Raw genomic sequence first — 24,203 nt, 5'->3', positions numbered from 1 at the left:
TTGGTTACCATCGTTGTGGTGTTTCTATTTCAATTTTTTTGCTGACCTCTGTTGAGATTCCTATCATTCCGGTTCCTCCATGTACATTGCTGGGATATTTGATTGGTTCATCGATTGTCTCGTCATAAATGTCAGAGTCCACAAGGTTAAGCGCTTTCAGATAATAATATTCTACTTCCGTGATGCTTCTTAAGTGGATAATGATGTCCATTTGATGAAAAAATCCCTCTTCGCTGGCAGTTTCGACGTGTGTACTATTATATACTGTCATTGTATAAGATGTGTTTTTAAACCGGGAGTCATCGAATACCCCATAGATATTCCTTGCCGTGTCAAATAATCCGTTATCCTCGTCTTGTCCGGTAGACGGTTGCCCGTCTGTCAGTACAATGTCTTCGCGTCCGATGAATGAGTAACTGTGCTTTGTCCAAAAGATGTACTCGCCTTTTCCCTCTTCTTCATAATTATATTTCCGTAAAGTAGTTTGTTTGTCCACCACAATGCGATAATAATTAGTTTCATTGGGACGGTCTTTGAGGGTTATCCGGTAACGAAGATATTTTCTTATGTGACCATACTCCAACATTGGAACGGTAAGAGTGTCGATGTTTTCTATTTCGGCAGGACGTTGAGGAACCGTCACTTCTGCCCACGCATGATATTTCCCGTCATCAGTAAGTGCATCAATACGTACCACGTCACCGGGAGTAAATTTGCTTGTAATGTTGAAGCGGCATTGCGGATCTCCTTCCTGTTCCGGTGGAAGGGGACGCAGGCTTTCTGTCAGTTGTCCGTTGACGCGTACCTCTATCGTTGCATTTTGGATATGAGTTGTAGCGTCCTTTCCTGTGAAGTTGAGGAAAAGAAGATTTGCCTGGCTTTCAGCATTAATCAGTGCATTCATTACTAATTTGGGCGGATTGTCCTTGATGCTGAAAGGAAGCTCATTCTCACACGAAACGATTATTAATGTTGCAATCAGTACGGATAAATAATGTATAAAAGTTTTCATTGTCGGTTTAGAATTTATAAGTATAAGTAAACGAGGGTATTATAGGTAATAATGTATATTTCTTGATGACACCTTTTCCTTGTTCATTGTGAGCTCGGTAAATCCATGCAGGATTCATCGCGTTATACACATTGTATAGACTGATATTCCAAGTTCGTATCCCATGCTTGGTTTTTTTATTGAAATTGATGCCGATATTGAGCCGGTGGCTTGCAGGTAGGCGAAAGTTGTTCCGGTGCTCCACGTAGTTAGTTTCTCCGATAGTGGGAGATGTATTGGTAAAGCTGGGTTCGTAAGGGATTATCCATCCTCCGCCCGAACCGTTGTTTATACCGTCGTTAGGACGGATAATTGCAGTTTTTTCTTCGGGAATAGTACTTGTTCCCCCTGTGTAGAACGCCCAGGAAACCCCGATGTCGATGCGGTCGTTGAACTGGTGGTTGATCGTTAGGTTAATGCTGTGACGGCGGTCGTACTTGTACGGAAACCGTTCTCCGTTGTTAATGCCGCCTTTGGCGAATTTGCGGTCACTTTTAGAAAGGGTATAGGATAGCCATCCTGTAGTCTTGCCGACAGTCTTTTGTGCCATAAGTTCAATGCCCATCGAACGCCCTTTTCCCATCTCCACTTTGTTTTCCCAGCCTGCCGAAGTGCCGAAGAAACTGACTCCGTCTTTGTACTCCAGCACATTGCGCATAGCCTTATAATACCCTTCTGCCGAAAATTCCCAGCCTTTGATTCCCGTATAATATCCGCCTAGGGAAAACTGGTGGGATTGCATAGGTTTGATTTTTTGGGTTACAGGGACCCATAAATCAGTCGGCATACTGATGGGCATGGATGAAAGCAGATGTACGTACTGGCTCATTTGAGTATAAGATGTTTTCAGGGCAATATCCTTCACCAACTGATAACGGGCGGATATGCGTGGCTGAAAGGAAAAGTAGCTTTTATTCTGTACATGAAATAAAGAAAGATGGGCGCCCATATTCAGCCGGAAACGTGTGTTGAGTCTGAAATTATCTTCCGCATAAGCTGATATTTCATGTGCGTATAGAGGGTTGTTGTTTATGCTGTAGTATGTTTTCTCCTGTCCGACCTGTTTGCTGGTATGATCTGAAATTTTGGATGTCATGACTTCCGGGCGGAAGATATGGTATATATATTCTGTGCCGAACTTTATGCGATGGATAGGGCTGGGGTTGAAATCGAAGTCTATCTTATAGCTCCAGTCCTGAATGCCGGAACGGTAGTCAGCGGAATATCTGTTGACTTTATTTTCGGTTGATCCGAAGAATTGATTGGTCATGTATGAATGGATGCCAAGCTCGTAATTGTTGAAGGCGACTGTTGTGTTGCTGAACAGTCGGTTGTTGAATATATAGTTCCACCGGGCAGAGGCAATGGTGTTTCCCCAGTTCATTTTAGAACCGTCTTCATTGTCGGTGTTTTCGTCAAATTTAGTGGCGAAGTGGTCTTTACCATTGTATATGCTTAAGAAGAGACGGCTACGGTCGGAAAACTTATGGTTGATTTTGGCATTTATGTCATAAAAATAATAGCTGTATTTTTCGTCATCGGGCATGAATGGCTTGGCAAGTAAATCAAGATAGGAGCGTCGGGCAGAGATATTAAAGGATGTTCTCCCCTTCACAATCGGACCTTCCAGATTGAACTTGCTGGTCAATAATCCGATACTAAGCATACCGTGGTACTTTTGCATATCTCCATCATTAGTACGAACATCGATTACCGAAGAAAGCCGACCGCCAAAGCGTGCCGGAAAAGAACTTTTGAATAGCATCACTTTCTTGACTGCTTCGGGAGTAAAAACCGAGAAGAATCCGAACATGTGATCTACATTGTATACCGGAACTCCATCCAGCAAGATTAGGTTTTGGTCGGGACTACCGCCACGTATATACAATCCCGCAGAACCGTCTACACCTGCCTGTACGCCAGGTATGAGCTGGATAGCTTTCATGACATCAGCTTCTCCCAGTATGCTCGGAGTACTTTTAATTTGTGTTATAGGGATTTCAATAGACCCCATCTGTGTAGCCATGGCTCCTGCTTCCGCTCGGTCCGAGACAACAACAACTTCCTGCAATTGCGTATTTCCTTGCATACGTATATTCATCAATGTATCCTGCGAGAGAATGAACTGACAAACTTCTGTGGCATAGCCTAAATAGGAAAAACGCAGGCTGGTCTCTCCTTCAGGTAGAGTGATGCTGTAAAAACCGTAAGGATTGGTGGTAGTTCCCTGATTCTGATGACTCTCAAAGATATTTGTTCCAATCAACGTCTCGGAGGACGTTCCGTCAGTGACATATCCGCTGATGGTAAACTTGCGGCTTACGTTTTTAGTTTTTTTCTTTTTTTGCAGCAGGATATAGCGGTCGGAGAACTGGTAACTGATTGTTTCATCCTTGAATACAATATCAAGTATCTCGTGCAGGGGCTTTTCTTTAACTTTCAGGTTGATTCTATGTTTGATATTGATTTCTTCGCTGTATATAAAGGAATAACCGGTTGAGTTTTCAATTATTTTGGTGAATTCCTTCAATGTCACATTTCGTAGTGTTAATGTAAGCCGGGCATTTGCGTTTTGTGCGTGTACCTGGGCGGTGATAAAGAGCACCATACCTATCAGAACAATGGTTCTGACAGGCAGGTGGCCTTGGTGAATAGTTTTCATTTTAAGTCTGGTTTAGTAGTAATAATAATCTGTTTATTGTTTAATGAGTAGTTGAAATAACCGGCGTTATGTAATACAGATAAAATAGTCTCCAGATCTTCTCCATTGCGGAATCGTGCTGTGATCCGGTAATTTTGCAAAGTTGTGTCGGCTATATGGATAGTCGTTCCGAATGAGTTGGACAGTTCGCGGGCAATTTCCTGCAAAGGCAGATCATCGAATATAAATTCTCCCTGTCGCCAGGAAATTTCATCTTCTGCATTTGCTAGAACTTTACGAGTGAGTTTTTCTTCCACCTTATTATATATAGCAATCTCGTTAGGCTTCAAAATCATACGAACAGACTTGCTTTTATTGCTGACTGCTACCGAGCCGGACAATAACGTTGTCTTTACATCCGGATTGTCAGGATATGCATCTACATTGAAATGGGTTCCCAATACCTGAATGTCGATCGTTTCAGTCTGCACGATAAACGGATGTTCTTTCTTCTTGCTTACTTCAAAATAAGCCTCCCCATTGAGTTCCACTTCCCGCTTGTCCGATTTAAACTTTTCCGGATAAGAAAGTGAAGAATAATGGTTGAGTGTCACTGTACTGCCATCGGGAAGACAGACCGTGCGTGTCTCTGCCAAGGTGGAAATCGTTTGTATGGTGGTTGGTTGTATATATAAATAGGCTGTCCACGTCGATAGGCAAAGTAGAGCTACTGCCGCTGCTGCCGAGAAGGTACGTATCAGCATCAGACGCCGGGTATGTGACTTCAGTCTTTTCTCCAGCTTCGGGTAACTGGCTGTTGCTGAAAACCGTCCTCGCGGTGAACGCGTGGAAGCGACGAGCTTGTACAGTATTTCTTCTAATTCCGTATCGGTAAATTTCATAGTTTTTTCCGTATTACTCTTGATCTGTTATTTTCGTATCAACAGAATGGTCAACTTACTGATTCCGCCTTCTTTCCACTGGGGAGTACAGGATAAAGTGATATTCTGCTTCTTCAATATCATCTGTTTAGGATAGATTTTTAGAATAGTCGTAGCCGACTTCTTACCCGCTTTGATGATTACTTTTTTTCTGTCAGCTGTACGACTGCCGCTTGTCCTGCTAAAAGAGTGGGCGTAGCAAGTATTACCGTCCGGTCTTCTTTCGTTTTTTCCGTTGCAACAATTTTAATTTTCAACTCACATTCGGATTTACCGCTTTCACATTCTATTGTTTCCTTCGAATGTTCGAATCCTGCATAGTCCTTCGGGAAATTGTCGTTATCATTGTTGCATGAAAACAGGTACAGACAAACTGATAGAAAGGCAAAGATTCTAATGATTGCGTCATTTAGCTTTTTCATTTTTTCTGTCTTTTAGGTGATTGATTTATTTGTTGATAAAGACCGGAGGTTGACAGAAACTCCCTACGCTCCTTTTCTAAATAATTGTTAATCTATTTCTGCCCGGCTAATCATCTCTTTGAGTCGTGTGATTGCTTTCTGAAGTTGTGCGTCCACTGTATTCGTGCTGATACCTAATTCCTCCGCTACCTGTGCGTAACTCTGTTTTTCTTCACGGATGCGAATGAATACTTCCCTGCAACGCTCCGGAAGCCGGTCGAGTGCTTTTACGTAAAGAGCAAACAATTCTTCACTGATGAGTGATTCTTCCGGCGAATAGCTCTGTTCCTGTGGCTCCGGCAGAGAATCGGGATGAATGTAAGTGTGTTTTAATTCTTTTTCCAGATAATTGAGCGAAGCATTCTTGACGAGAATGAAACAATAATCTTCGATGTTTCTCACATCAAGTAGATTGCTACGTTGTTTCCATAGTTTCAGAAATACGTCGAGAACGATTTCCTGCGACCATTCTTCCTGTTTCACATAGTAGTAGGCAATGCGGAAGAGGCGGTCGTAAGTCATATTGTAAAAGTTCCGGAAAGCAGTTTGCGAATCCAGTTCTTTCATTTGCCGCAATAACTTTCTAACTTCTGATTCGGTCATCGGCTTGCTGTTTGTTTTGTTAATCTACCCAAAGTAAATCCCTCATTATACTGTCGGAGATGAAAATACCTTCGCGAGTCAAGCGTAAGGCTCCGTCGTGTTCTTCCAGTTTCCCATTTTTCAGATAAGGCGCAGCCATTCTCTGGCAATACTCCCACATCTCATTGCCGAACATCTGTTTTAGCTTTTCTATAGGTGTTCCCCATACTGTACGTATGGTAGTGATAATAAATTCATTGTAGCGGGTCGTCTGGTCCAGATACTCTATTTCAAAAGCACGGCTGTCTTCCTCTATACCTTTTATATATGTATCGATGGAAGAAACATTCCATTCCCGTGTCATCCCGTCAAAAGAATGTGCCGACGGTCCGCACCCCAGATAAGGTATTCCTTTCCAGTAAGAACTGTTGTGGCGGGAGTACTTGTCCGGACGGCAGAAATTCGAAATTTCATAATGTTCAAATCCCGCTTTCTGCAGATGCTCTATCAGTAACGTGAAAAAATCTAAACTGGAATCTTCGTCCACCTCCGATATCTGATGCTGTTTTAACATATTATATATAGGTGTATCTTCCTCGTAAATCAGATGATAAGCGGAAATGTGCTCCACGTTCAGACTGACAGCCTGACGAAGATCATTCTCCCATCGTTCTTTGGTTTCTCCCGGTAATCCGTAGATGAGATCGATGCTTATATTTTGAAAACCGGCTTCCCGACATCTGTGAACAGCTTCGATAGCTGTACGGGCATTGTGACGACGTTTCAATAGTTTGAGAGTGGGATCGTCAAAAGTCTGTATTCCCATGCTGATGCGATTGAAAGGGAGCGAAGAAAGCATTTTCAGATATTCACTTGTCAGATCGTCGGGATTGGCTTCCAATGTGATTTCCTGCCAATGGCTTAATCCGTAATGTGTCCGGATCGTATCAAATATCTGTTCGAAATCTTCTTTTTCCAATTGAGACGGGGTTCCGCCACCGAAATAAACGGTTTCTATATCTTCTCTTTTCAGGTAGTCTTTCCGCATGGCTAACTCCTGGCAAAGTGCTCGTACATAACGGGTTTTGAGCTCGCTACGGGTGGTTGAGTAGAAATCGCAGTAGATGCACCGTGTTTTACAAAAAGGAATATGAAGATAGATACCTGCCATAGTTGTGCCGTTTGAGTTTAGTGGCTGTAAAAGTAAGATTATTATCAGATATAACAAAAAATCTTATTGACTGAAATCATTCTTATGAGGCGTTGCATAGATAAGTTGTCTGACACCCGGGTGTCGGTATGCCTGAGACCCGGGTGCTGAACAATCCGTTTGTGCAGTCTAAATATTATATGCATATATACTATTGAATGGTGGTTCGTATAGAAATTAAATTATGAGCGAGCAAAAAATGTTTATGTTAAAGATGTGTTACATAACATTGTTTAGTAACACCGTCATAAGTGTTGCTTTTCCCCCAATTAATCCCTAATTTGCGCATCACAAAATTAATGGTATGTGAGAAACATACTGAGTAATTACTAAAATCTTATATATTATGAAAGTATATCAGACTAATGAAATCAAGAACATTGCCTTGTTGGGAAGTTCTGGCTCTGGGAAAACCACTCTCGTGGAAGCGATGCTTTTCGAGAGTGGTGTTATAAAACGTCGCGGATCTGTTGCTGCAAAGAATACTGTTAGCGATTATTTCCCTGTTGAACAAGAGTATGGTTACTCCGTTTTCTCCACCGTTCTCCATGTAGAATGGAATAATAAAAAACTTAATATTATTGACTGTCCGGGATCGGACGACTTCGTAGGCAGTACAGTAACTGCACTAAATGTGACCGACACAGCAATCATTCTTCTTAATGGCCAATACGGCGTCGAAGTCGGTACGCAAAATCACTTCCGTTATACAGAAAAGCTGAATAAACCTGTTATTTTTCTAGTCAACCAGCTTGATAATGAAAAATGCGATTATGATAATATCCTCGAACAGTTGAAAGAGGCTTATGGCTCTAAGGTTGTTCCTATTCAATATCCAATAGCTACCGGTCCGGGCTTTAATGCGCTGATCGACGTGCTGTTGATGAAGAAATATTCGTGGAAACCCGAAGGAGGGGCTCCGACCATCGAAGATATTCCGGCAGAAGAAATGGATAAGGCTATGGAGATGCACAAAGCATTGGTAGAAGCTGCTGCCGAGAATGATGAAAATCTGATGGAGAAATTTTTTGAACAAGATTCTCTTACAGAAGATGAAATGCGCGAAGGTATCCGTAAGGGATTGGTCGCCAGAGGTATGTTCCCTGTATTTTGCGTTTGTGGAGGTAAGGATATGGGCGTTCGCCGCTTGATGGAATTCTTGGGTAACGTTGTTCCTTTTGTTTCTGAAATGCCGAAGGTGCAGAATACCGAAGGTAAAGAGGTGGCTCCGGATAGTAACGGACCGGAATCTCTTTATTTCTTCAAGACCAGCGTGGAGCCGCATATCGGTGAAGTTTCCTATTTTAAGGTAATGAGCGGTAAAGTTCATGAAGGAGACGACTTGCTGAATGCCGACCGTGGTTCGAAGGAACGTATTGCGCAAATTTATGTGGTAGCCGGTGGTAACCGCGTCAAGGTGGAAGAGCTGCAAGCAGGTGATATCGGTGCTGCTGTGAAACTGAAAGATGTGAAAACCGGTAATACACTGAACGGTAAGGATTGCGACTATAAATTCAACTTTATCAAATATCCGAATTCTAAATATACTCGTGCCATCAAGCCGGTGAATGAAGCGGATGTGGAAAAGATGATGAGTATTCTGAACCGTATGCGTGAAGAAGATCCTACCTGGGTGATCGAACAGTCAAAGGAGTTGAAGCAGACTTTGGTACACGGACAGGGAGAATTCCATCTTCGTACATTGAAATGGCGTTTGGAAAACAACGAAAAACTTCCGGTGAAGTACGAAGAACCGAAGATTCCGTATCGTGAAACGATTACAAAAGCCGCTCGCGCTGACTATCGTCATAAGAAACAATCCGGTGGTGCCGGTCAGTTTGGTGAAGTTCACCTGATTGTAGAACCTTATAAAGAAGGTATGCCTGTGCCCGATACGTATAAGTTCAATGGACAGGAATTTAAGATTACCGTGAGAGGTACGGAAGAGATACCATTGGAATGGGGTGGTAAACTGGTGTTTATCAACAGTATTGTCGGTGGTTCTATCGATGCACGCTTCCTGCCTGCTATTATGAAAGGTATTATGTCTCGTATGGAGCAAGGTCCGTTGACGGGTTCGTATGCTCGTGACGTGCGTGTCATTGTTTACGATGGTAAGATGCATCCGGTAGATTCTAATGAAATCTCCTTTATGCTTGCCGGACGTAATGCCTTTAGTGAAGCCTTCAAGAATGCCGGTCCGAAAATTCTGGAACCGATTTATGATGTAGAAGTGTTTGTTCCGTCTGATAGGATGGGAGATGTAATGGGAGATCTTCAGGGACGTCGTGCCATGATTATGGGTATGAGTAGCGAAAAAGGTTTTGAGAAACTGGTTGCTAAAGTACCTTTGAAAGAAATGTCTTCTTACTCTACTGCTCTTAGCTCACTCACCGGCGGACGTGCTTCGTTTATTATGAAGTTCTCTAGTTATGAGCTTGTTCCGACAGATGTTCAGGATAAGTTGATGAAGGATTTTGAAGCTAAACAAATTGAAGAATAAAGATAAATGATAGTTGATAGATGATATGTGATAGTTGATGGAAAACTTATTATCATATTCGTTATTTACTATCTGTTGCTTATAGACTATCAACTTAAACGTTAAAACTGTTCCCTTTTTTAAGTAAAAGGGGGCAGTTTTTGTTTAACTATGATTAATAAAGATGGAAAAACGCAAGGAAAAGATTTAATTTTTTATTAAATTTGCAAACCAAAGGAGGGCTTTTATTGTTGTAGTAATCAGAATACAACCTAAATAGCTCCTTACGGTTAATTTCCGGGAAGTTCCGGTTAAATCAAGTTAATGCATTAGGAGTGTTAATTAGGGAGTGTTAATTTTGTTGCTATGAAGAAGTCAACAATTTGGATATTAGGTATTGTAATGGGGCTTTCCTTCCTTAGTCTGCTGTATTTGCAGGTTAGTTATATCGAGGAAATGATGAAAACCCGTAAGGAACAGTTTGATTCGGCTGTACGCAATAGCCTGGATCAGGTTTCCAAGGATGTGGAATATGCAGAGACTAGACGTTGGTTGATCGAAGATATTTCAGAAGCGGAAAGAAAAGCACTGATTGCGAATAACGCTTCCATACAACAAGACAACTTGATTCAGCAAACGCAACGGTTCACGGTGAAGTCTAAGGATGGAAAGGTATATTCGGATTTTGAGCTGAAAGTGATGACCACTAAGCCCTCCGAGCTTCCAAAGGCTATGATTTCTCCTTACAGGGGAACAAAGACCATTCCGGAAACTTCGCGTTCATTAGTGGAAGCCATCAAGAACCGGTATATGTATCAACGGGCGTTACTCGATGAAGTGGCCTGGCAGATGATTTATCGGGGGAGTGACAAATCGATTGGAGACAGAGTACGGTTCAAAGAACTGGATGACTATCTGAAATCGAGCTTATATAATAATAGTATAGACTTGCCTTATCACTTTACGGTGATTGACAAAGACGGTAGGGAGGTCTATCGTTGTGCGGATTATGACGCAAAGGGAAGTGAAGACGCTTATCAGCAGGCATTGTTCAAGAATGATCCGCCTGCGAAAATGAGCATATTGAAAGTGCACTTTCCGGGTAAGAAAGATTATATCTTTGACTCAATCAGTTTCATGATTCCGTCGCTGATATTTACGCTGGTATTGTTAGTGACATTCATCTTTACGATTTATATCGTATTCCGGCAAAAGAAACTGACGGAAATGAAGAATGACTTTATCAATAATATGACGCACGAATTTAAAACACCGATATCTACCATTTCATTGGCAGCACAGATGTTGAAAGATCCCGCGGTAGGAAAATCACCGCAGATGTTCCAACATATATCGGGAGTGATTAATGATGAAACCAAGCGCTTGCGCTTCCAGGTGGAAAAGGTGCTCCAGATGTCGATGTTCGAACGTCAGAAGGCAACTTTGAAGATGAAGGAGATCGATGCGAATGAATTGATTGCAGGTGTTGTCAATACTTTTGCTCTGAAAGTGGAACGATATAATGGTAAGATAACATCGAACCTTGAGGCTACCGATCCTGTTATATTTGCAGATGAGATGCATATTACAAATGTAATCTTTAATCTGATGGATAACGCGGTGAAATACAAGAAACCGGAAGAGGATCTGGAGCTGAAAGTGAGAACGTGGAATGAGTCGGGTAAGCTGATGATTTCGATACAGGATAACGGTATTGGTATCAAGAAGGAGAACCTGAAAAAAATATTTGAAAAGTTCTATCGTGTACATACGGGTAATCTGCACGATGTGAAGGGCTTTGGACTGGGATTGGCTTATGTGAGGAAGATTATATTGGATCATAAGGGAACCATCCGGGCGGAAAGTGACCTGAACGTGGGAACTAAATTTATTATTGCATTACCTTTATTAAAAAATAATTGATATGGACGAGAAACTGCGTATTTTATTATGCGAGGATGACGAAAATCTTGGCATGCTTTTAAGAGAATATCTACAGGCAAAAGGTTATTCTGCTGAGTTATATCCTGATGGAGAAGCCGGTTATAAGGCTTTCTTGAAGAATAAATATGACTTGTGCGTGTTCGACGTAATGATGCCTAAAAAAGATGGCTTCACACTGGCACAGGATGTCCGTGCAGCAAATGCTGAAATACCTATTATCTTCCTGACTGCTAAAACGCTGAAAGAAGATATCCTGGAAGGATTTAAAATCGGTGCGGATGATTATATCACTAAACCGTTTAGTATGGAAGAATTGACGTTCAGAATTGAAGCAATCTTGAGACGTGTTCGTGGAAAGAAGAACAAAGAAAGCAATATCTATAAGATTGGTAAGTTTACTTTCGATACACAGAAACAAATTCTGTCGTCAGAAGGCAAACAGACTAAACTGACTACCAAAGAATCTGAACTGCTCGGATTGCTTTGTGCACATGCAAATGAGATTTTGCAACGTGACTTTGCTTTGAAAACAATCTGGATCGACGATAACTATTTCAATGCCCGTAGTATGGACGTGTATATCACGAAACTGCGTAAGCATCTGAAAGAAGATGATTCTATCGAGATTATCAATATCCACGGAAAAGGCTATAAGCTGATTACCCCGGAAGTTGAATCTTAATAATCGCATTTGAGATGACTACAAATAAAAAATCCCGGAAACATTCGTTTCCGGGATTTTTTATTGATTTCTGCGAAATTAATCTGCGATTTTCTTATTAATAATAATATAAGAAATGAGTCCCAGTACTACAAGTACTACTGAAGTACCCAGGATGGCGTTGTTGTTTACATTTCCTGTAAAGGAACAAGCCAACAGGATGACTACTCCGGCCAAGATTAATATCAATCCTAAGTTCTTTAATAAGCCTTTCATGCGTGTGTATTTTAATAGATTATAATATTCCAGTCACAAATTAAAGCATAATTCTTTAACGGGCGAAATTATTTGGATAAAAATTCCATTATAAATGCACGATTTAGTGGATTTTATGATTTTAAGTTCTGTTCTTCTGCTTAATCTTTCGTATTATAGAATACCTTTTTCAGTACCTCCTGACCAATGCTCAATTCGTCGAGAGTGATGCCATGAAGAGCCTCTTTCAGAGTCTGGCCGGCAATAACGCGTGCTTTTTCTTCCAGTTCTTTTCCGTCTTTAGTCAGGTGGATTAAATTGGTACGGCGGTCTTTTTTATCGGAAATGCGCACAACGAGATGCTGCCGTTCCATATTGTCTATCAAACGGGTCATGCTGGGTTTGTCTTTAAAAGTTGCATTACACAACTCTTGTTGTGTAACACCGTCTTTTTCCCACAGAAAAATGAGTACCGTCCATTGTTCCGGACTGATTTCCAGCCCGTTCTGACGGAAGTTACGGTACAGTTTCCGGTTGATTGCCGCGGAAACTTTGCCATTTAGTATGGCGAATATAAGCCGGATATCGAAATTAAATTGCTCTATCATGAAATTATTGTTTAAACAACTTTGCAAAGGTAAGTCACTTCCCGGATAAATCCTATCTTCGGATACAAAAAAAGATTAAATATTTGTAGTTCAAAATAAAATGTCTAACTTTGCACCCGCATTTAAAATCAAATAATTTATTTATTTAATTAAACGAAGTATGAATCAATACGAAACCGTTTTCATTTTAACTCCCGTTTTGTCTGACGTTCAGATGAAGGAAGCGGTAGAAAAATTCAAAGGCGTTCTTCAAGCTGAAGGTGCTGAGATTATCAATGAAGAAAACTGGGGACTGAAGAAATTGGCTTACCCAATTCAGAAGAAGTCTACAGGTTTTTACCAACTGATTGAGTTCAATGCAGATCCTACTGTAATTGACAAGCTGGAACTTAATTTCCGTCGTGATGAACGCGTAATCCGTTTCTTGACTTTCAAGATGGATAAGTATGCTGCTGAATACGCTGCAAAAAGAAGAAGTGTTAAATCAAACAAAAAGGAGGATTAATCATGGCACAACAAGTTCAATCAGAAATCAGATATTTGACTCCGCCGTCAGTAGATGTTAAGAAGAAAAAATACTGCCGTTTCAAAAAGAGTGGTATTAGGTATATCGACTACAAAGATCCTGAATTCTTGAAGAAATTCTTGAATGAACAAGGAAAAATCCTTCCGCGTCGTATTACAGGTACTTCTTTGAAGTTCCAACGTCGTATCGCGCAGGCTGTGAAGAGAGCTCGTCACTTGGCATTGCTGCCTTATGTAACTGACATGATGAAATAAGAAGGAGGAAAAGTATGGAAATTATATTGAAAGAAGACGTAGTAAACTTGGGTTATAAGAACGATATCGTAAACGTGAAATCCGGATACGGTCGTAATTATCTGATCCCGACTGGAAAAGCTGTCATCGCTTCTCCTTCTGCAAAGAAAATGTTGGCTGAAGAACTGAAACAGCGCGCTCACAAACTTGAGAAAATCAAGAAAGATGCTGAGGCTATGGCTGCTAAGTTGGAAGGCGTTTCTTTGACTATTGCAACTAAAGTTAGCTCAACCGGTACTATCTTCGGTTCTGTTGGTAACATCCAGATTGCTGAGGCATTGTCTAAGCTGGGTCATGAAGTTGACAGAAAGATCATCGTTGTAAAAGACGCTGTGAAAGAAGTTGGTAGCTATAAGGCTATTGTTAAACTTCACAAGGAAGTTTCGGTAGAAATTCCTTTCGAAGTAGTTGCTGAATAAGAGCAAATTTACTTCATATACAAAAAGCGATTTGTTCTGAATGGATGAATCGCTTTTTTTTGTTATCTTTGCTATTACTATTATGAAATTCAACTGTTGTTTTCTGAAGAAGAGGTTTTTGCTTCTGCTGATTGCTTTGGGAATTGGCAGTGTCCTTTATGCGAATGATGAGTTGAAACTATTGACGGATTCTTTGCGTAGAGTGATAGATGAGAAACATGTCTATGTTCAAAAGAAAGAGGAGAGAATAAACCGGATAAAATGTATGTTGAAAAGTCCCGGTTTGACTCTTGAAGGGGAGTATAGAATCAATTTACGGTTATATAGCGAGTATAAAAAGTTTCATATTGATTCTGCCATTCATTATGTCGATCGCAATATCGAGATTTCCCACCAGTTGAATAAACCTTATTTCACCAACCAGTCATCTTTAAATCTTAGTCTTTTGTATTCGATGTGTGGCAGATTCCGCGAAGCTGAGATTATTTTGAAAAGTATAAAGACGTCAGAACTTCCAAAAGATTTATTAATAGACTATTATCAGACTTACTCCAGTTTCTGGGGGCATTACTCCATTTCTGTTGCCAACAATCTGTATGGAAAGCAACAATCTGCTTATCAGGATTCACTGTTTGCTCTCATAGATCATACTTCCTGGGATTACCGGATGTCACAAGCTTCTTATTATATCTGGCGTGATACCTTAAAATCGAAGGAAATTTTTAAGGAATTGTTGGATATCGAGGAGGTGGGAACGCCTAATTATGCCATGATTACTCATTCGTATTCCAGATTGTGTCATCATCAGAAGAAATATGATGAGGAAAAGAAATATCTGATGTTGTCGGCGATTGCCGATACCCGGAATGCAACGCGTGAAAATGCCTCTCTTCAATCTCTTGCGTTGATACAATACGAAGAGAAGAATCTGGCCGATGCTTTTAAATTTACACAGTCCGCTATTGATGATGTAATTTCTTCCGGTATTCATTTTCGTGCAATCGAAATCTATAAATTCAATTCGATTATCAATACTGCCTATCAGGCGGAACAGGCTAAATCGAGATCGCATCTGACTACTTTTCTTATTTCTACAAGTATTATCCTTTTTCTTTTGATTCTGCTCGTTGTTTTCATCTATATTCAGATGAAGAAAACGTTGAAAATAAAGCAGGCATTGGCGCAGAGTAATGAGGAACTTCTGCGGCTGAACAATAAACTGAATAGTATGAACAGCCAGCTGAATGACACCAATAATCAATTGTGTGAAATTAATGGCATAAAGGAATATTATATAGCTGAATTCTTCGATGTGTGCTTTAGCTATATCCACAAAATGGAAAAGTATCAGAATATGCTGTATAAAATAGCTATTAATAAGTACTATGACGAGTTGATTAAGAAGCTGAAGTCGTCTGCGCTTATTGATGAAGAGCTTAGTGCACTGTATGCCCGTTTTGATAAGGTCTTTTTAGGTTTATATCCTACTTTTGTTTCTGATTTTAATGCTTTGTTGAAAGATGAAGAGAAGATTATTTTGAAGCCGGATGCTTTATTGAATAGGGAACTTCGTATTTATGCTTTATTACGTTTGGGTATTACGGATAGTGGGAAGATAGCGAACTTCCTTCGGTGCTCTACAAGTACGGTTTATAATTATCGTACGAAGATGAGAAATAAAGCTGCTGTCGACAGAGATGAATTTGAGAACGAAATTATGAAAATTAGTTCAACACAAGAGACATAATTGTTATTTTACTGCTGACCTCCTTTCCAAATCATCTACATTTTTTTGATATACTTAAAGTGTTAAGTGCTTGATTAATAGTGTAAAATGTTAATTTACTATCTACATAAAGTAGTGTAAGTCAAATAAGCCGTTATTTATTTGGCTAGATTTGCAATATCAGTTTTTTACTCATCAGCTTGATGGTGAAAATTGATACTTTATCTATTATTTGTACTTAAATTCACTATGTTTTATTATGAACACGCAATCTTCAGTAGACACGAGAATTAAAGTTGGAATTATCGGTTTTGGTAGAATGGGAAGATTCTATTGGGAAGCGATGACAAAAAGTGGGCGATGGAATATTGCTTATATTTGCGATACTGATCCGGAATCACGTCAATTGGCTAAGAAGTTATCTCCTGAATCTCTTATAGTAGAAGATAATCAAAAAATTTTTGAGGATGAAAGTGTACAGGTAGTCGGTCTTTTCACTTTGGCCGACTCACGGATGGAACAAATAGAAAAAGCTATTCGCTACGGCAAACACATTATTTCAGAAAAACCTATTTCAGATACCATGGAAAATGAGTGGAAGGTCGTGGAGATGACAGAAAACACCAACCTCATTTCTGCAGTAAACTTGTATCTGCGGAATTCCTGGTATCATAATCTGATGAAAGAGTATATCGAGCAGGGAGAAATCGGAGAACTGGCTATTATCCGTATTTGCCACATGACTCCCGGTTTGGCACCGGGCGAAGGTCATGAGTACGAGGGACCTGCTTTCCATGATTGTGGAATGCACTACGTCGATATTACCCGTTGGTATGCAGGCTGTGATTATAGAACATGGAATGCGCAGGGAGTGAATATGTGGAATTATAAAGATCCTTGGTGGGTACAATGTCACGGAACTTTCCAAAATGGCGTAGTCTTCGATATTACTCAGGGCTTTGTTTATGGACAATTATCTAAAGACCAGACACATAATTCGTATGTGGATATTATAGGTACCAAAGGAGTTGTGCGTATGACGCATGATTTCAATACCGCTGTTGTTGATCTGCACGGTGTCAATCAGACCATTCGTGTGGAGAAACCTTTCGGTGGCAAGAATATAGACGTGTTGTGTGACCTGTTTGCTGATTCGGTAGAAACCGGAAAGCGCAATTCCCGCTTGCCGTCTATGCGCGATTCGGCCATTGCATCCGAATATGCGTGGACATTCTTAAAAGACACACGCAAACACGATTTGCCCGCTATTGGTAATTTGCGCACTCTGGAGCAAATACGCGAGCGAAGAAGAAACATGAAAAATGGATATGGATTGTTGCATGGCAACCTTCCAAAGATTATTAACCCTTAAATAAATAAAATCATGTCAAACATTTCGAGGAGAAAGTTTCTCAAAACGGGGGCTGCTGCTTTAGCAGGCATTACTATTGCTCCCAGTACTATTTTAGGTATGAGCCACGGGCATATTTCGCCTACTGACAAACTGAATCTTGCAGCCGTGGGTATTGGTGGTATGGGACATGCCAATATTAATCACGTGAAGGGCACTGAAAATATTGTGGCTCTTTGTGATGTGGATTGGAAGTATGCAAAAGGTGTGTTCGACGAATTCCCCAAGGCTAAAAAATACTGGGACTATCGTAAGATGTATGAAGAAATGGGTAAATCTATCGATGGTGTGATTATTGCAACTGCCGACCATACTCATGCTATCATCACTGCTGATGCAATGACAATGGGAAAACACGTGTACTGTCAGAAGCCGTTGACCCACTCTGTTTATGAATCTCGTTTATTGACAAATTTAGCTGCTTCAACAGGTGTTGTTACTCAGATGGGTAATCAGGGTTCGTCAGACGAAGGTACGGATTTGGTATGCGAATGGATTTGGAATGGTGAAATCGGTGATATAACTAAGGTGGAATGTGCAACAGACCGTCCTATTTGGCCGCAAGGATTGAATGTTCCTGAAGGTGTAGACCGTATTCCTAGTACATTGAATTGGGATTTGTTTACAGGTCCTGCTAAAATGAATCCTTACAATGCTATTTATCATCCTTGGAACTGGCGTGGATGGTGGGATTACGGAACAGGTGCATTAGGTGATATGGCTTGCCATATTTTGCATCAGCCGTTTAGAGCATTGAAATTGCAATATCCTACCAAAGTGGAAGGATCATCTACTTTATTGTTGAATGCTTGTGCTCCGCAGGCACAGCATGTGAAAATGATTTTCCCTGCTCGTGAAAATATGCCGAAAGTAGCTATGCCTGAAGTGGAAGTACATTGGTACGATGGCGGTATGATGCCTGAACGTCCGAAAGGATTCCCGGAAGGAAAACAACTGATGCAGAGTGGTGGTGGTTTGACTATTTTCCACGGAACGAAAGATACTTTGATTTGCGGATGTTATGGACAGAATCCTTGGTTGCTTTCTGGTCGTAAACCAAATGCGCCAAAAGTTTGTCGTCGTGTTCCTAATGCTATGAACGGTGGGCACGAGATGGACTGGGTACGTGCATGTAAAGAAAATAAATCTAACCGTATCATGACTAAGTCTGATTTCTCAGAAGCCGGACCCATGAATGAAATGGTAGCAATGGGTGTATTGGCTATTCGTTTGCAAGCGCTGAATAAGACTCTTGAATGGGATGGAGCTAACATGTGCTTTACGAATATCGGTGATAACGAAACGATCCGTACCGTTATCAAAGACGGATTCAAGATTCATGATGGTCATCCGACATTTGATAAGACATGGACTGATCCGATTAATGCGAAACAGTTTGCTGCTGAATTAGTGAAACATACTTATCGTGACGGTTGGAGACTTCCTGATATGCCGAGATAAAAGTAAATTAAAAATTAAAAATTAAATAGTTGATATCATGAAAAAAGTATTTTATCCATTAGCTTGTTGTTGTCTTGCTGCAGGCGTTTTCGCTTCTTGCGGTGGTCAGAAGAAAGCAAATGCTCCGGAAGAGCAAAAAGTTGCGTTGTCTTACTCTAAATCATTGAAAGCACCGGAAACTGATAGTTTGAATCTGCCTGTTGACGAAAATGGTTATATCACAATCTTTGATGGTGAAACATTTAACGGATGGCGTGGTTATGGAAAAGACCGTGTTCCTACTAAATGGACAATCGAAGATGGCTGCATCAAATTCAACGGTTCTGGCGGCGGTGAAGCTCAAGACGGTGATGGTGGTGATTTGATCTTTGCTCATAAATTTAAAAACTTTGAGTTGGAATTGGAATGGAAGGTTGCTAAAGGTAGCAATTCGGGTATTTTGTATTTAGCTCAGGAAGTTACTTCTAAAGACAAAGATGGTAATGATGTGCTTGAACCTATTTATATTTCCGCACCTGAATATCAGATCCTGGATAATGCCAATCATCCGGATGCTAAATTGGGTAAAGATAACAATCGTCAGTCAGCTTCTTTGTATGACATGATTCCGGCAGTTCCTCAAAACTCTAAACCATTTGGCGAATGGAACAAGGCTAAGATTATGGTTTATAAAGGTACAGTGGTTCACGGACAAAACGATGAAAACGTACTTGAATATCATTTGTGGACAAAACAATGGACTGATATGTTGCAGGCAAGTAAGTTCAGCGAAGATAAATGGCCTTTGGCATTTGAATTGCTGAATAACTGTGGTGGAGAAAATCACGAAGGTTTCATCGGTTTGCAAGATCACGGTGATGATGTTTGGTTCCGCAACATCCGCGTGAAGGTTTTGGACTAATCGCATAAATAAGAAATAAGGCACGGATTACACGGATAACACGGTTTTTTAACTATCGTTATTATATAACAACCGCGTAATTCCGTGTAATCCGTGCCTATTTTTTTCTATATAAATCTAATAATTGTAATTCCCTGATATCTATTATATGAAAACAAAAATTTATTTATGTGCGTTGGCTGCTCTTTTCATGATTCCACAGGCAATGACCGCTCAAACTAAGAAGAAAGCTAAAAAAGAAGTAGCTATTCAACTCTATTCTGTCAGAGATATATTGAATAAGGTAGACAATAAAGATGGTAAGTGTGACCCCACTTATACTGCTCTTCTGAAGAAATTGGCAAACATGGGATATACCGGTGTTGAAGCTGCCAATTATAATAACGGTAAATTTTATGACCGGACTCCTCAACAATTTAAGAAAGATGTCGAATCGGCAGGATTAAAAGTCTTGTCTTCACACTGCACGCGTGGACTGTCGAAAGAAGAACTCGCCTCCGGTGACTATTCGAAATCACTTGAATGGTGGGATCAGTGTATTGCCGATCATAAAGCTGCCGGTATGAAATATATTGTAGCTCCGTGGATGGATGTACCTAAGACGCTCAAAGATTTAGAAACGTATTGTGCATATTATAATGAGATAGGCAAACGTTGTAAACAACAGGGTCTGTCGTTTGGGTATCATAATCACGCTCATGAATTTCAGAAAGTAGAAGATAAAGTGATGTATGATTATATGCTGGAACATACGAATCCTGAATATGTCTTCTTCCAGATGGACCTTTATTGGGTAGTTCGCGGACAAAACAGTCCTGTTGATTATTTTAATAAATATCCCGGTCGTTTCAAGATATTCCATGTGAAGGATCATAGAGAGATCGGACAAAGTGGAATGGTAGGTTTTGACGCTATCTTTAAGAATGCAAAAACTGCAGGTGTTAACTATCTCGTTGCTGAAATCGAGGGCTATAGTATGCCGGTAGAAGAGAGTGTGGAAGTAAGCTTGGATTATTTGTTGAATGCTCCTTTTGTGAAGAGTTCATACGCTAAATAACGTGTGAATAGCTAAAATAAAGGCATAAAAAAAGTCTGTGCATGCTTTCGCATGGCAGACTTTCAATTCTCTCTAAGCTGTTTCTGAATTATTCAGCTACAGTTTCAGTTGCAGTGCTATCAGCATTCAAAGAATCTGCTGCTGCGGCTGCTGCTTGTTCAGCTTCAAGAGCTGCTGCTTCTACTGCTGCGATTGAGTCAGCGATACGGATAGAATCTGCAGTTGCTTTTGCTGCGTCAGCTGCTTTGTTACCACATGATGCGAATGATACTGCTACGATAGCTACGGCCATCAAAACTAATTTTTTCATTTTCTTTGCTTTTTAAAAACGTAATACAATCAATTGCTTTATTAAAACGTTGCAAAGGTATGTACTTTTTCAATATGTTGTTCTCGAAACACCAACTTTTTTTATATATTTTTTTGTAACTAGCCACTTTTTCCCCACTTTCGTATGTTTAAAAACATGCTAATCGACAGCAATACTGTTATATAGGTATCTTTTTATGCTTCTTTTGGGAGTTTTTTCAAATTCCGTAGGATAAAGTTGGATTCTGCTGATTTTTTCATAAGCGGCTACATTGCTGTTCAGATTCTTAAGATTTTCATCCATGATTGTTTTCAGGTTATCCGGATTGTTTAATCCGAGAGAATCCAACGCTTCATAATCGGCATAAACGAGTGCTACTAATTTTTTGTTGCGTTCGATAACGAGACTTTCAAGAATGAAAGGTAGGTTATTCAGTTTTGTTTCCAACTCTTCGGGGAAGATGTTCTGTCCGTTTGAACTTAAGATCATGGTCTTGAGCCGTCCCCGGATGAAAATATTCCCGCTGTTGTCCATGCTACCGAGATCACCCGTACGTAGCCAGCCGTCTTGTGTGAACACTTCCTCTGTTGCTTCCTGGTTCTTGTAATATCCTACCATCACGTTTTCTCCCCGGACTTGGATTTCTCCGGTTTCTGCTTCAGGGTTTTCCTTATAGATACGTGCTTCCATTATATCCAGAATCTTTCCGGAAGAGCCTTGTACAAATTCATCCCAAGGGGCATAGCTGATTAGCGGTCCACATTCCGTCATACCGTAACCGATAGTAAAAGGGAATTTAATTTTGTAGAAGAATTCTTCTACTTCTTTATCCATAGCGGCGCCACCGATAATGATTTCCTTAAACCGGCCTCCCAGTGCATCAATCAGTCTTTTGCGTATCTGGTTGTAGATCTGTGTGTCGAGCAGCGGGATATTGAGTGCCCACTTCATGCCTTTTTTATTAATGAGTGGTTGAAGGATATTCTTATATATCTTTTCGATCACTAGCGGGACAGTAATAATAAGGTTGGGTTTCACTTCCTCAAAAGCTTTCATTATAATCTTGGGAGAAGGAGTTTTTCCAAGCAAAGTGACATGGGTGCCGACAGCTGTTGCTGTCAGAAAGTCGAACGCACAGCCGTATGCATGAGCGAGTGGGAGGAAAGAGAGTACCTTGTCTCCCTTTTTAAGAAGTTCGGTGCGGATACCGAAGGTAACATTTCCTGCCAGATTGTTCCCTGTCAGCATCACTCCTTTACTGAAACCGGTGGTTCCGGAAGTATAGTTTAATAGCATCACTTTGTCATTGGATAAAGTGGTATATTGAACATCTTCACGGGCAAATCCTTTCGGATACAAAGAATGCATTTCTTTATCGGTGTTTTTCAGAAACTTCTGTATGGTTTCTCCGTCACGCTGATAAAGACACCGGAAATCGGTCAGTGAGAATACGCCTCGCAGTCCCGTTAGTTTTTCCTCTTCCAGATTGTCCCAGATGCTGTCACTGGTGAACAGAAATACAGATTCGGAATGATTGACGATATGATGAACATCGTTGGGCGTAAAGTCTTGAAGGATGGGGACAATGATTGCTCCATACGTGATAGTTGCCATATAGGCGATGCACCAGTGAGCATTGTTTTTGCCGATAACTGAAATCTTATCCCCTCTGCGGAGGCTACAGTGTTTGAATAACAGATGTAAACGGGCGATTTTTTCAGCTACCTCCCCATAAGTATATTGGGTATCTTCTCCATAATCGGTGTAACAAGGTAGATCCCAATTTTCACGAAAACTATTTTCGTATAGTTTAATGAAATTCTCTTTAATCATTGCACGTTTTTTAGTGAATTGTGCAAAAATAGGAATAAACTTTCGTATCCAAAAGCGTTTTACTAATAATAATGTGTAACTTTGCAAAGTTAATGTGTTTATAACAGCTTATGATAGATACCACTGTATTTCAAAATAAGACAGCCGTTTATTATACTTTAGGCTGCAAATTAAATTTTTCAGAGACTTCAACTATCGGTAAAATTCTGCGTGAGGCAGGAGTCCGGACTGCGCGTAAAGGAGAGAAGGCAGATATCTGTGTGGTAAATACCTGTTCGGTGACGGAGATGGCGGATAAGAAATGCCGGCAAGCGATTCATCGTCTGGTAAAACAACACCCAGGTGCTTTTGTGGTAGTGACCGGATGTTATGCGCAATTGAAGCCCGGCGATGTGGCAAAGATAGATGGAGTGGACGTAGTGTTGGGAGCTGAACAGAAGGGAGAATTGCTTCAATATCTAGGTGACCTCCAAAAGCATGAAAAAGGAGAAGCTATCACTACGGCGACCAAAGATATCCGTTCTTTTGCTCCCTCGTGTTCACGGGGAGACCGTACCCGTTTCTTTTTGAAGGTGCAGGATGGATGCGATTACTTTTGTTCTTATTGCACGATTCCTTTTGCCCGGGGGCGAAGTCGTAACGGGACTATTGCTTCCATGGTTGAACAGGCCCGTCAAGCAGCTGCCGAAGGAGGAAAAGAGATTGTTCTGACCGGAGTGAATATTGGAGATTTTGGTAAAACAACAGGGGAGAGTTTCTTTGATTTGGTAAAAGCGCTGGATCAGGTAGAGGGAATCGAACGTTATCGGATATCTTCTATAGAACCAAATCTGTTGACCGATGAGATCATTGAATTTGTGTCTCACTCCCGTAGTTTTATGCCTCATTTCCATATCCCTTTGCAGTCCGGTTGTGATGAGGTTTTGCAATTAATGCGCCGCCGTTATGACACAGCTCTTTTTGCTTCCAAAGTGAAGAAGATCAAAGAGGTGATGCCGGATGCTTTTATCGGTGTGGATGTGATTGTGGGAACCCGTGGAGAAACGCCGGAGTACTTCCAACAAGCTTATCAGTTTATTGAGAGTTTGAATGTGACCCAGTTGCATGTGTTTAGTTATTCCGAACGTCCCGGAACGCAGGCCCTAAAAATAGAATATGTGGTTTCCCCGGAAGAGAAACATCAGCGTAGCCAACGTTTATTGACACTGTCGGATCAAAAAACGCAGGCCTTTTATGCTCGTCATATTGGGCAGACAATGCCGGTGCTGATGGAAAAATCGAAGGCAGGTGCTCCGATGCATGGATTTACGGAGAACTATATACGTGTAGAAGTGGAAAGCGATGATTCGCTGGATAATAGGGTGGTCAATGTACGTTTGGGAGATTTTAATGAAGAGATGACAGCACTTAAAGGTACAATTCTGATATAA

General features: G+C 40.7%; 21 protein-coding genes and 1 pseudogene. 12 read left to right on the top strand and 10 right to left on the bottom strand.

The window, feature by feature from the left end; genetic code table 11:
• Positions 1–4 precede the first annotated feature (4 nt).
• The 6 genes and pseudogenes from AB3G73_RS11730 to hemW all read right to left on the bottom strand — a co-directional run bounded on the left by AB3G73_RS11730 (position 5) and on the right by hemW (position 6,847).
• Positions 5–1,012, bottom strand: coding sequence for a DUF4249 domain-containing protein (locus tag AB3G73_RS11730; protein ID WP_367744985.1), 1,008 nt, complete (start codon positions 1,010–1,012; stop codon positions 5–7).
• 7 nt (positions 1,013–1,019) lie between these two features.
• A complete protein-coding gene (locus AB3G73_RS11725; RefSeq protein WP_367744983.1) occupies positions 1,020–3,713 on the bottom strand; it encodes a carboxypeptidase-like regulatory domain-containing protein in 2,694 nt (897 codons plus the stop codon).
• A complete protein-coding gene (locus AB3G73_RS11720) occupies positions 3,710–4,594 on the bottom strand; it encodes a FecR family protein (protein ID WP_195649135.1) in 885 nt (294 codons plus the stop codon). Before AB3G73_RS11720 ends, AB3G73_RS11725 begins: the two co-directional genes overlap by 4 nt.
• A 27-nt stretch (positions 4,595–4,621) precedes the next feature.
• Positions 4,622–5,055 (bottom strand): annotated as a pseudogene (locus tag AB3G73_RS11715) (hypothetical protein).
• A gap of 87 nt (positions 5,056–5,142) precedes the next feature.
• Positions 5,143–5,697: an RNA polymerase sigma-70 factor gene (locus AB3G73_RS11710; protein WP_074559149.1), complete on the bottom strand. Its 555-nt coding sequence runs from the start codon at positions 5,695–5,697 to the stop codon at positions 5,143–5,145.
• Between the two features lie 19 nt (positions 5,698–5,716).
• Complete coding sequence (hemW, locus tag AB3G73_RS11705; RefSeq protein ID WP_195359016.1) at positions 5,717–6,847, bottom strand: radical SAM family heme chaperone HemW; 1,131 nt, start codon at positions 6,845–6,847, stop codon at positions 5,717–5,719.
• A 385-nt stretch (positions 6,848–7,232) separates the two neighbouring features.
• On the opposite strand from hemW, the gene AB3G73_RS11700 reads away from it, so the two are divergent.
• From AB3G73_RS11700 to AB3G73_RS11690, 3 genes are all read left to right on the top strand, one after another.
• Complete coding sequence (locus AB3G73_RS11700) at positions 7,233–9,389, top strand: translation factor GTPase family protein (RefSeq protein WP_074559147.1); 2,157 nt, start codon at positions 7,233–7,235, stop codon at positions 9,387–9,389.
• Between the two features lie 345 nt (positions 9,390–9,734).
• On the top strand, positions 9,735–11,291 hold the full coding sequence (locus tag AB3G73_RS11695; RefSeq protein ID WP_074559146.1) for a sensor histidine kinase KdpD: 1,557 nt from the start codon (positions 9,735–9,737) through the stop codon (positions 11,289–11,291).
• Position 11,292: 1 nt separating this feature from the next.
• Positions 11,293–11,994: a response regulator transcription factor gene (locus AB3G73_RS11690; protein WP_004299326.1), complete on the top strand. Its 702-nt coding sequence runs from the start codon at positions 11,293–11,295 to the stop codon at positions 11,992–11,994.
• A 78-nt stretch (positions 11,995–12,072) separates the two neighbouring features.
• On the opposite strand, the gene AB3G73_RS11685 is transcribed toward AB3G73_RS11690, so the two are convergent.
• Positions 12,073–12,249, bottom strand: a complete 177-nt coding sequence (locus AB3G73_RS11685) for a hypothetical protein (RefSeq protein WP_167511779.1) — start codon at positions 12,247–12,249, stop codon at positions 12,073–12,075.
• 140 nt (positions 12,250–12,389) lie between these two features.
• On the bottom strand, positions 12,390–12,836 hold the full coding sequence (locus AB3G73_RS11680) for a MarR family winged helix-turn-helix transcriptional regulator (protein WP_004299328.1): 447 nt from the start codon (positions 12,834–12,836) through the stop codon (positions 12,390–12,392).
• A 160-nt stretch (positions 12,837–12,996) separates the two neighbouring features.
• Here AB3G73_RS11680 and rpsF point away from each other — a divergent pair, with 160 nt between their 5' ends.
• The 8 genes from rpsF (at position 12,997) to AB3G73_RS11640 (ending at position 20,630) form a co-directional block, all read left to right on the top strand.
• Entirely contained in the window at positions 12,997–13,341 is a 345-nt protein-coding gene (rpsF, locus tag AB3G73_RS11675) for a 30S ribosomal protein S6 (RefSeq protein ID WP_004306610.1), read from the top strand.
• 2 nt (positions 13,342–13,343) lie between these two features.
• Complete coding sequence (gene rpsR / locus AB3G73_RS11670) at positions 13,344–13,616, top strand: 30S ribosomal protein S18 (RefSeq protein WP_002562536.1); 273 nt, start codon at positions 13,344–13,346, stop codon at positions 13,614–13,616.
• Positions 13,617–13,630: 14 nt separating this feature from the next.
• Entirely contained in the window at positions 13,631–14,074 is a 444-nt protein-coding gene (gene rplI, locus AB3G73_RS11665; protein ID WP_004299330.1) for a 50S ribosomal protein L9, read from the top strand.
• A gap of 82 nt (positions 14,075–14,156) precedes the next feature.
• The gene (locus tag AB3G73_RS11660; RefSeq protein WP_148365222.1) at positions 14,157–15,821 is read left to right on the top strand and encodes a DUF6377 domain-containing protein; all 1,665 of its coding nucleotides are present in this window, start codon (positions 14,157–14,159) and stop codon (positions 15,819–15,821) included.
• Positions 15,822–16,059: 238 nt separating this feature from the next.
• A complete protein-coding gene (locus tag AB3G73_RS11655; RefSeq protein WP_074559145.1) occupies positions 16,060–17,172 on the top strand; it encodes a Gfo/Idh/MocA family protein in 1,113 nt (370 codons plus the stop codon).
• Between the two features lie 12 nt (positions 17,173–17,184).
• A complete protein-coding gene (locus AB3G73_RS11650; protein WP_074559144.1) occupies positions 17,185–18,672 on the top strand; it encodes a Gfo/Idh/MocA family oxidoreductase in 1,488 nt (495 codons plus the stop codon).
• Positions 18,673–18,709: 37 nt separating this feature from the next.
• Positions 18,710–19,573, top strand: a complete 864-nt coding sequence (locus AB3G73_RS11645) for a DUF1080 domain-containing protein (protein WP_074559143.1) — start codon at positions 18,710–18,712, stop codon at positions 19,571–19,573.
• Between the two features lie 148 nt (positions 19,574–19,721).
• Positions 19,722–20,630 (top strand): sugar phosphate isomerase/epimerase, encoded by a 909-nt coding sequence (locus AB3G73_RS11640; RefSeq protein WP_195649134.1) that lies wholly within the window; start codon positions 19,722–19,724, stop codon positions 20,628–20,630.
• Between the two features lie 88 nt (positions 20,631–20,718).
• Here AB3G73_RS11640 and AB3G73_RS11635 read toward each other — a convergent pair whose 3' ends face one another.
• Positions 20,719–20,940, bottom strand: coding sequence for a hypothetical protein (locus AB3G73_RS11635; RefSeq protein WP_004306615.1), 222 nt, complete (start codon positions 20,938–20,940; stop codon positions 20,719–20,721).
• Positions 20,941–21,099: 159 nt separating this feature from the next.
• Positions 21,100–22,773, bottom strand: a complete 1,674-nt coding sequence (locus tag AB3G73_RS11630) for a long-chain fatty acid--CoA ligase (RefSeq protein ID WP_367744972.1) — start codon at positions 22,771–22,773, stop codon at positions 21,100–21,102.
• 110 nt (positions 22,774–22,883) lie between these two features.
• On the opposite strand from AB3G73_RS11630, the gene mtaB reads away from it, so the two are divergent.
• Positions 22,884–24,203: a tRNA (N(6)-L-threonylcarbamoyladenosine(37)-C(2))-methylthiotransferase MtaB gene (gene mtaB, locus AB3G73_RS11625; RefSeq protein ID WP_148365221.1), complete on the top strand. Its 1,320-nt coding sequence runs from the start codon at positions 22,884–22,886 to the stop codon at positions 24,201–24,203.

The organism is Bacteroides sp. L008 (assembly GCF_040812255.1).
GTDB classification, from domain to species: Bacteria; Bacteroidota; Bacteroidia; order Bacteroidales; family Bacteroidaceae; genus Bacteroides; species Bacteroides vicugnae.
This window is presented reverse-complemented; position numbering and strand designations above follow the sequence as displayed.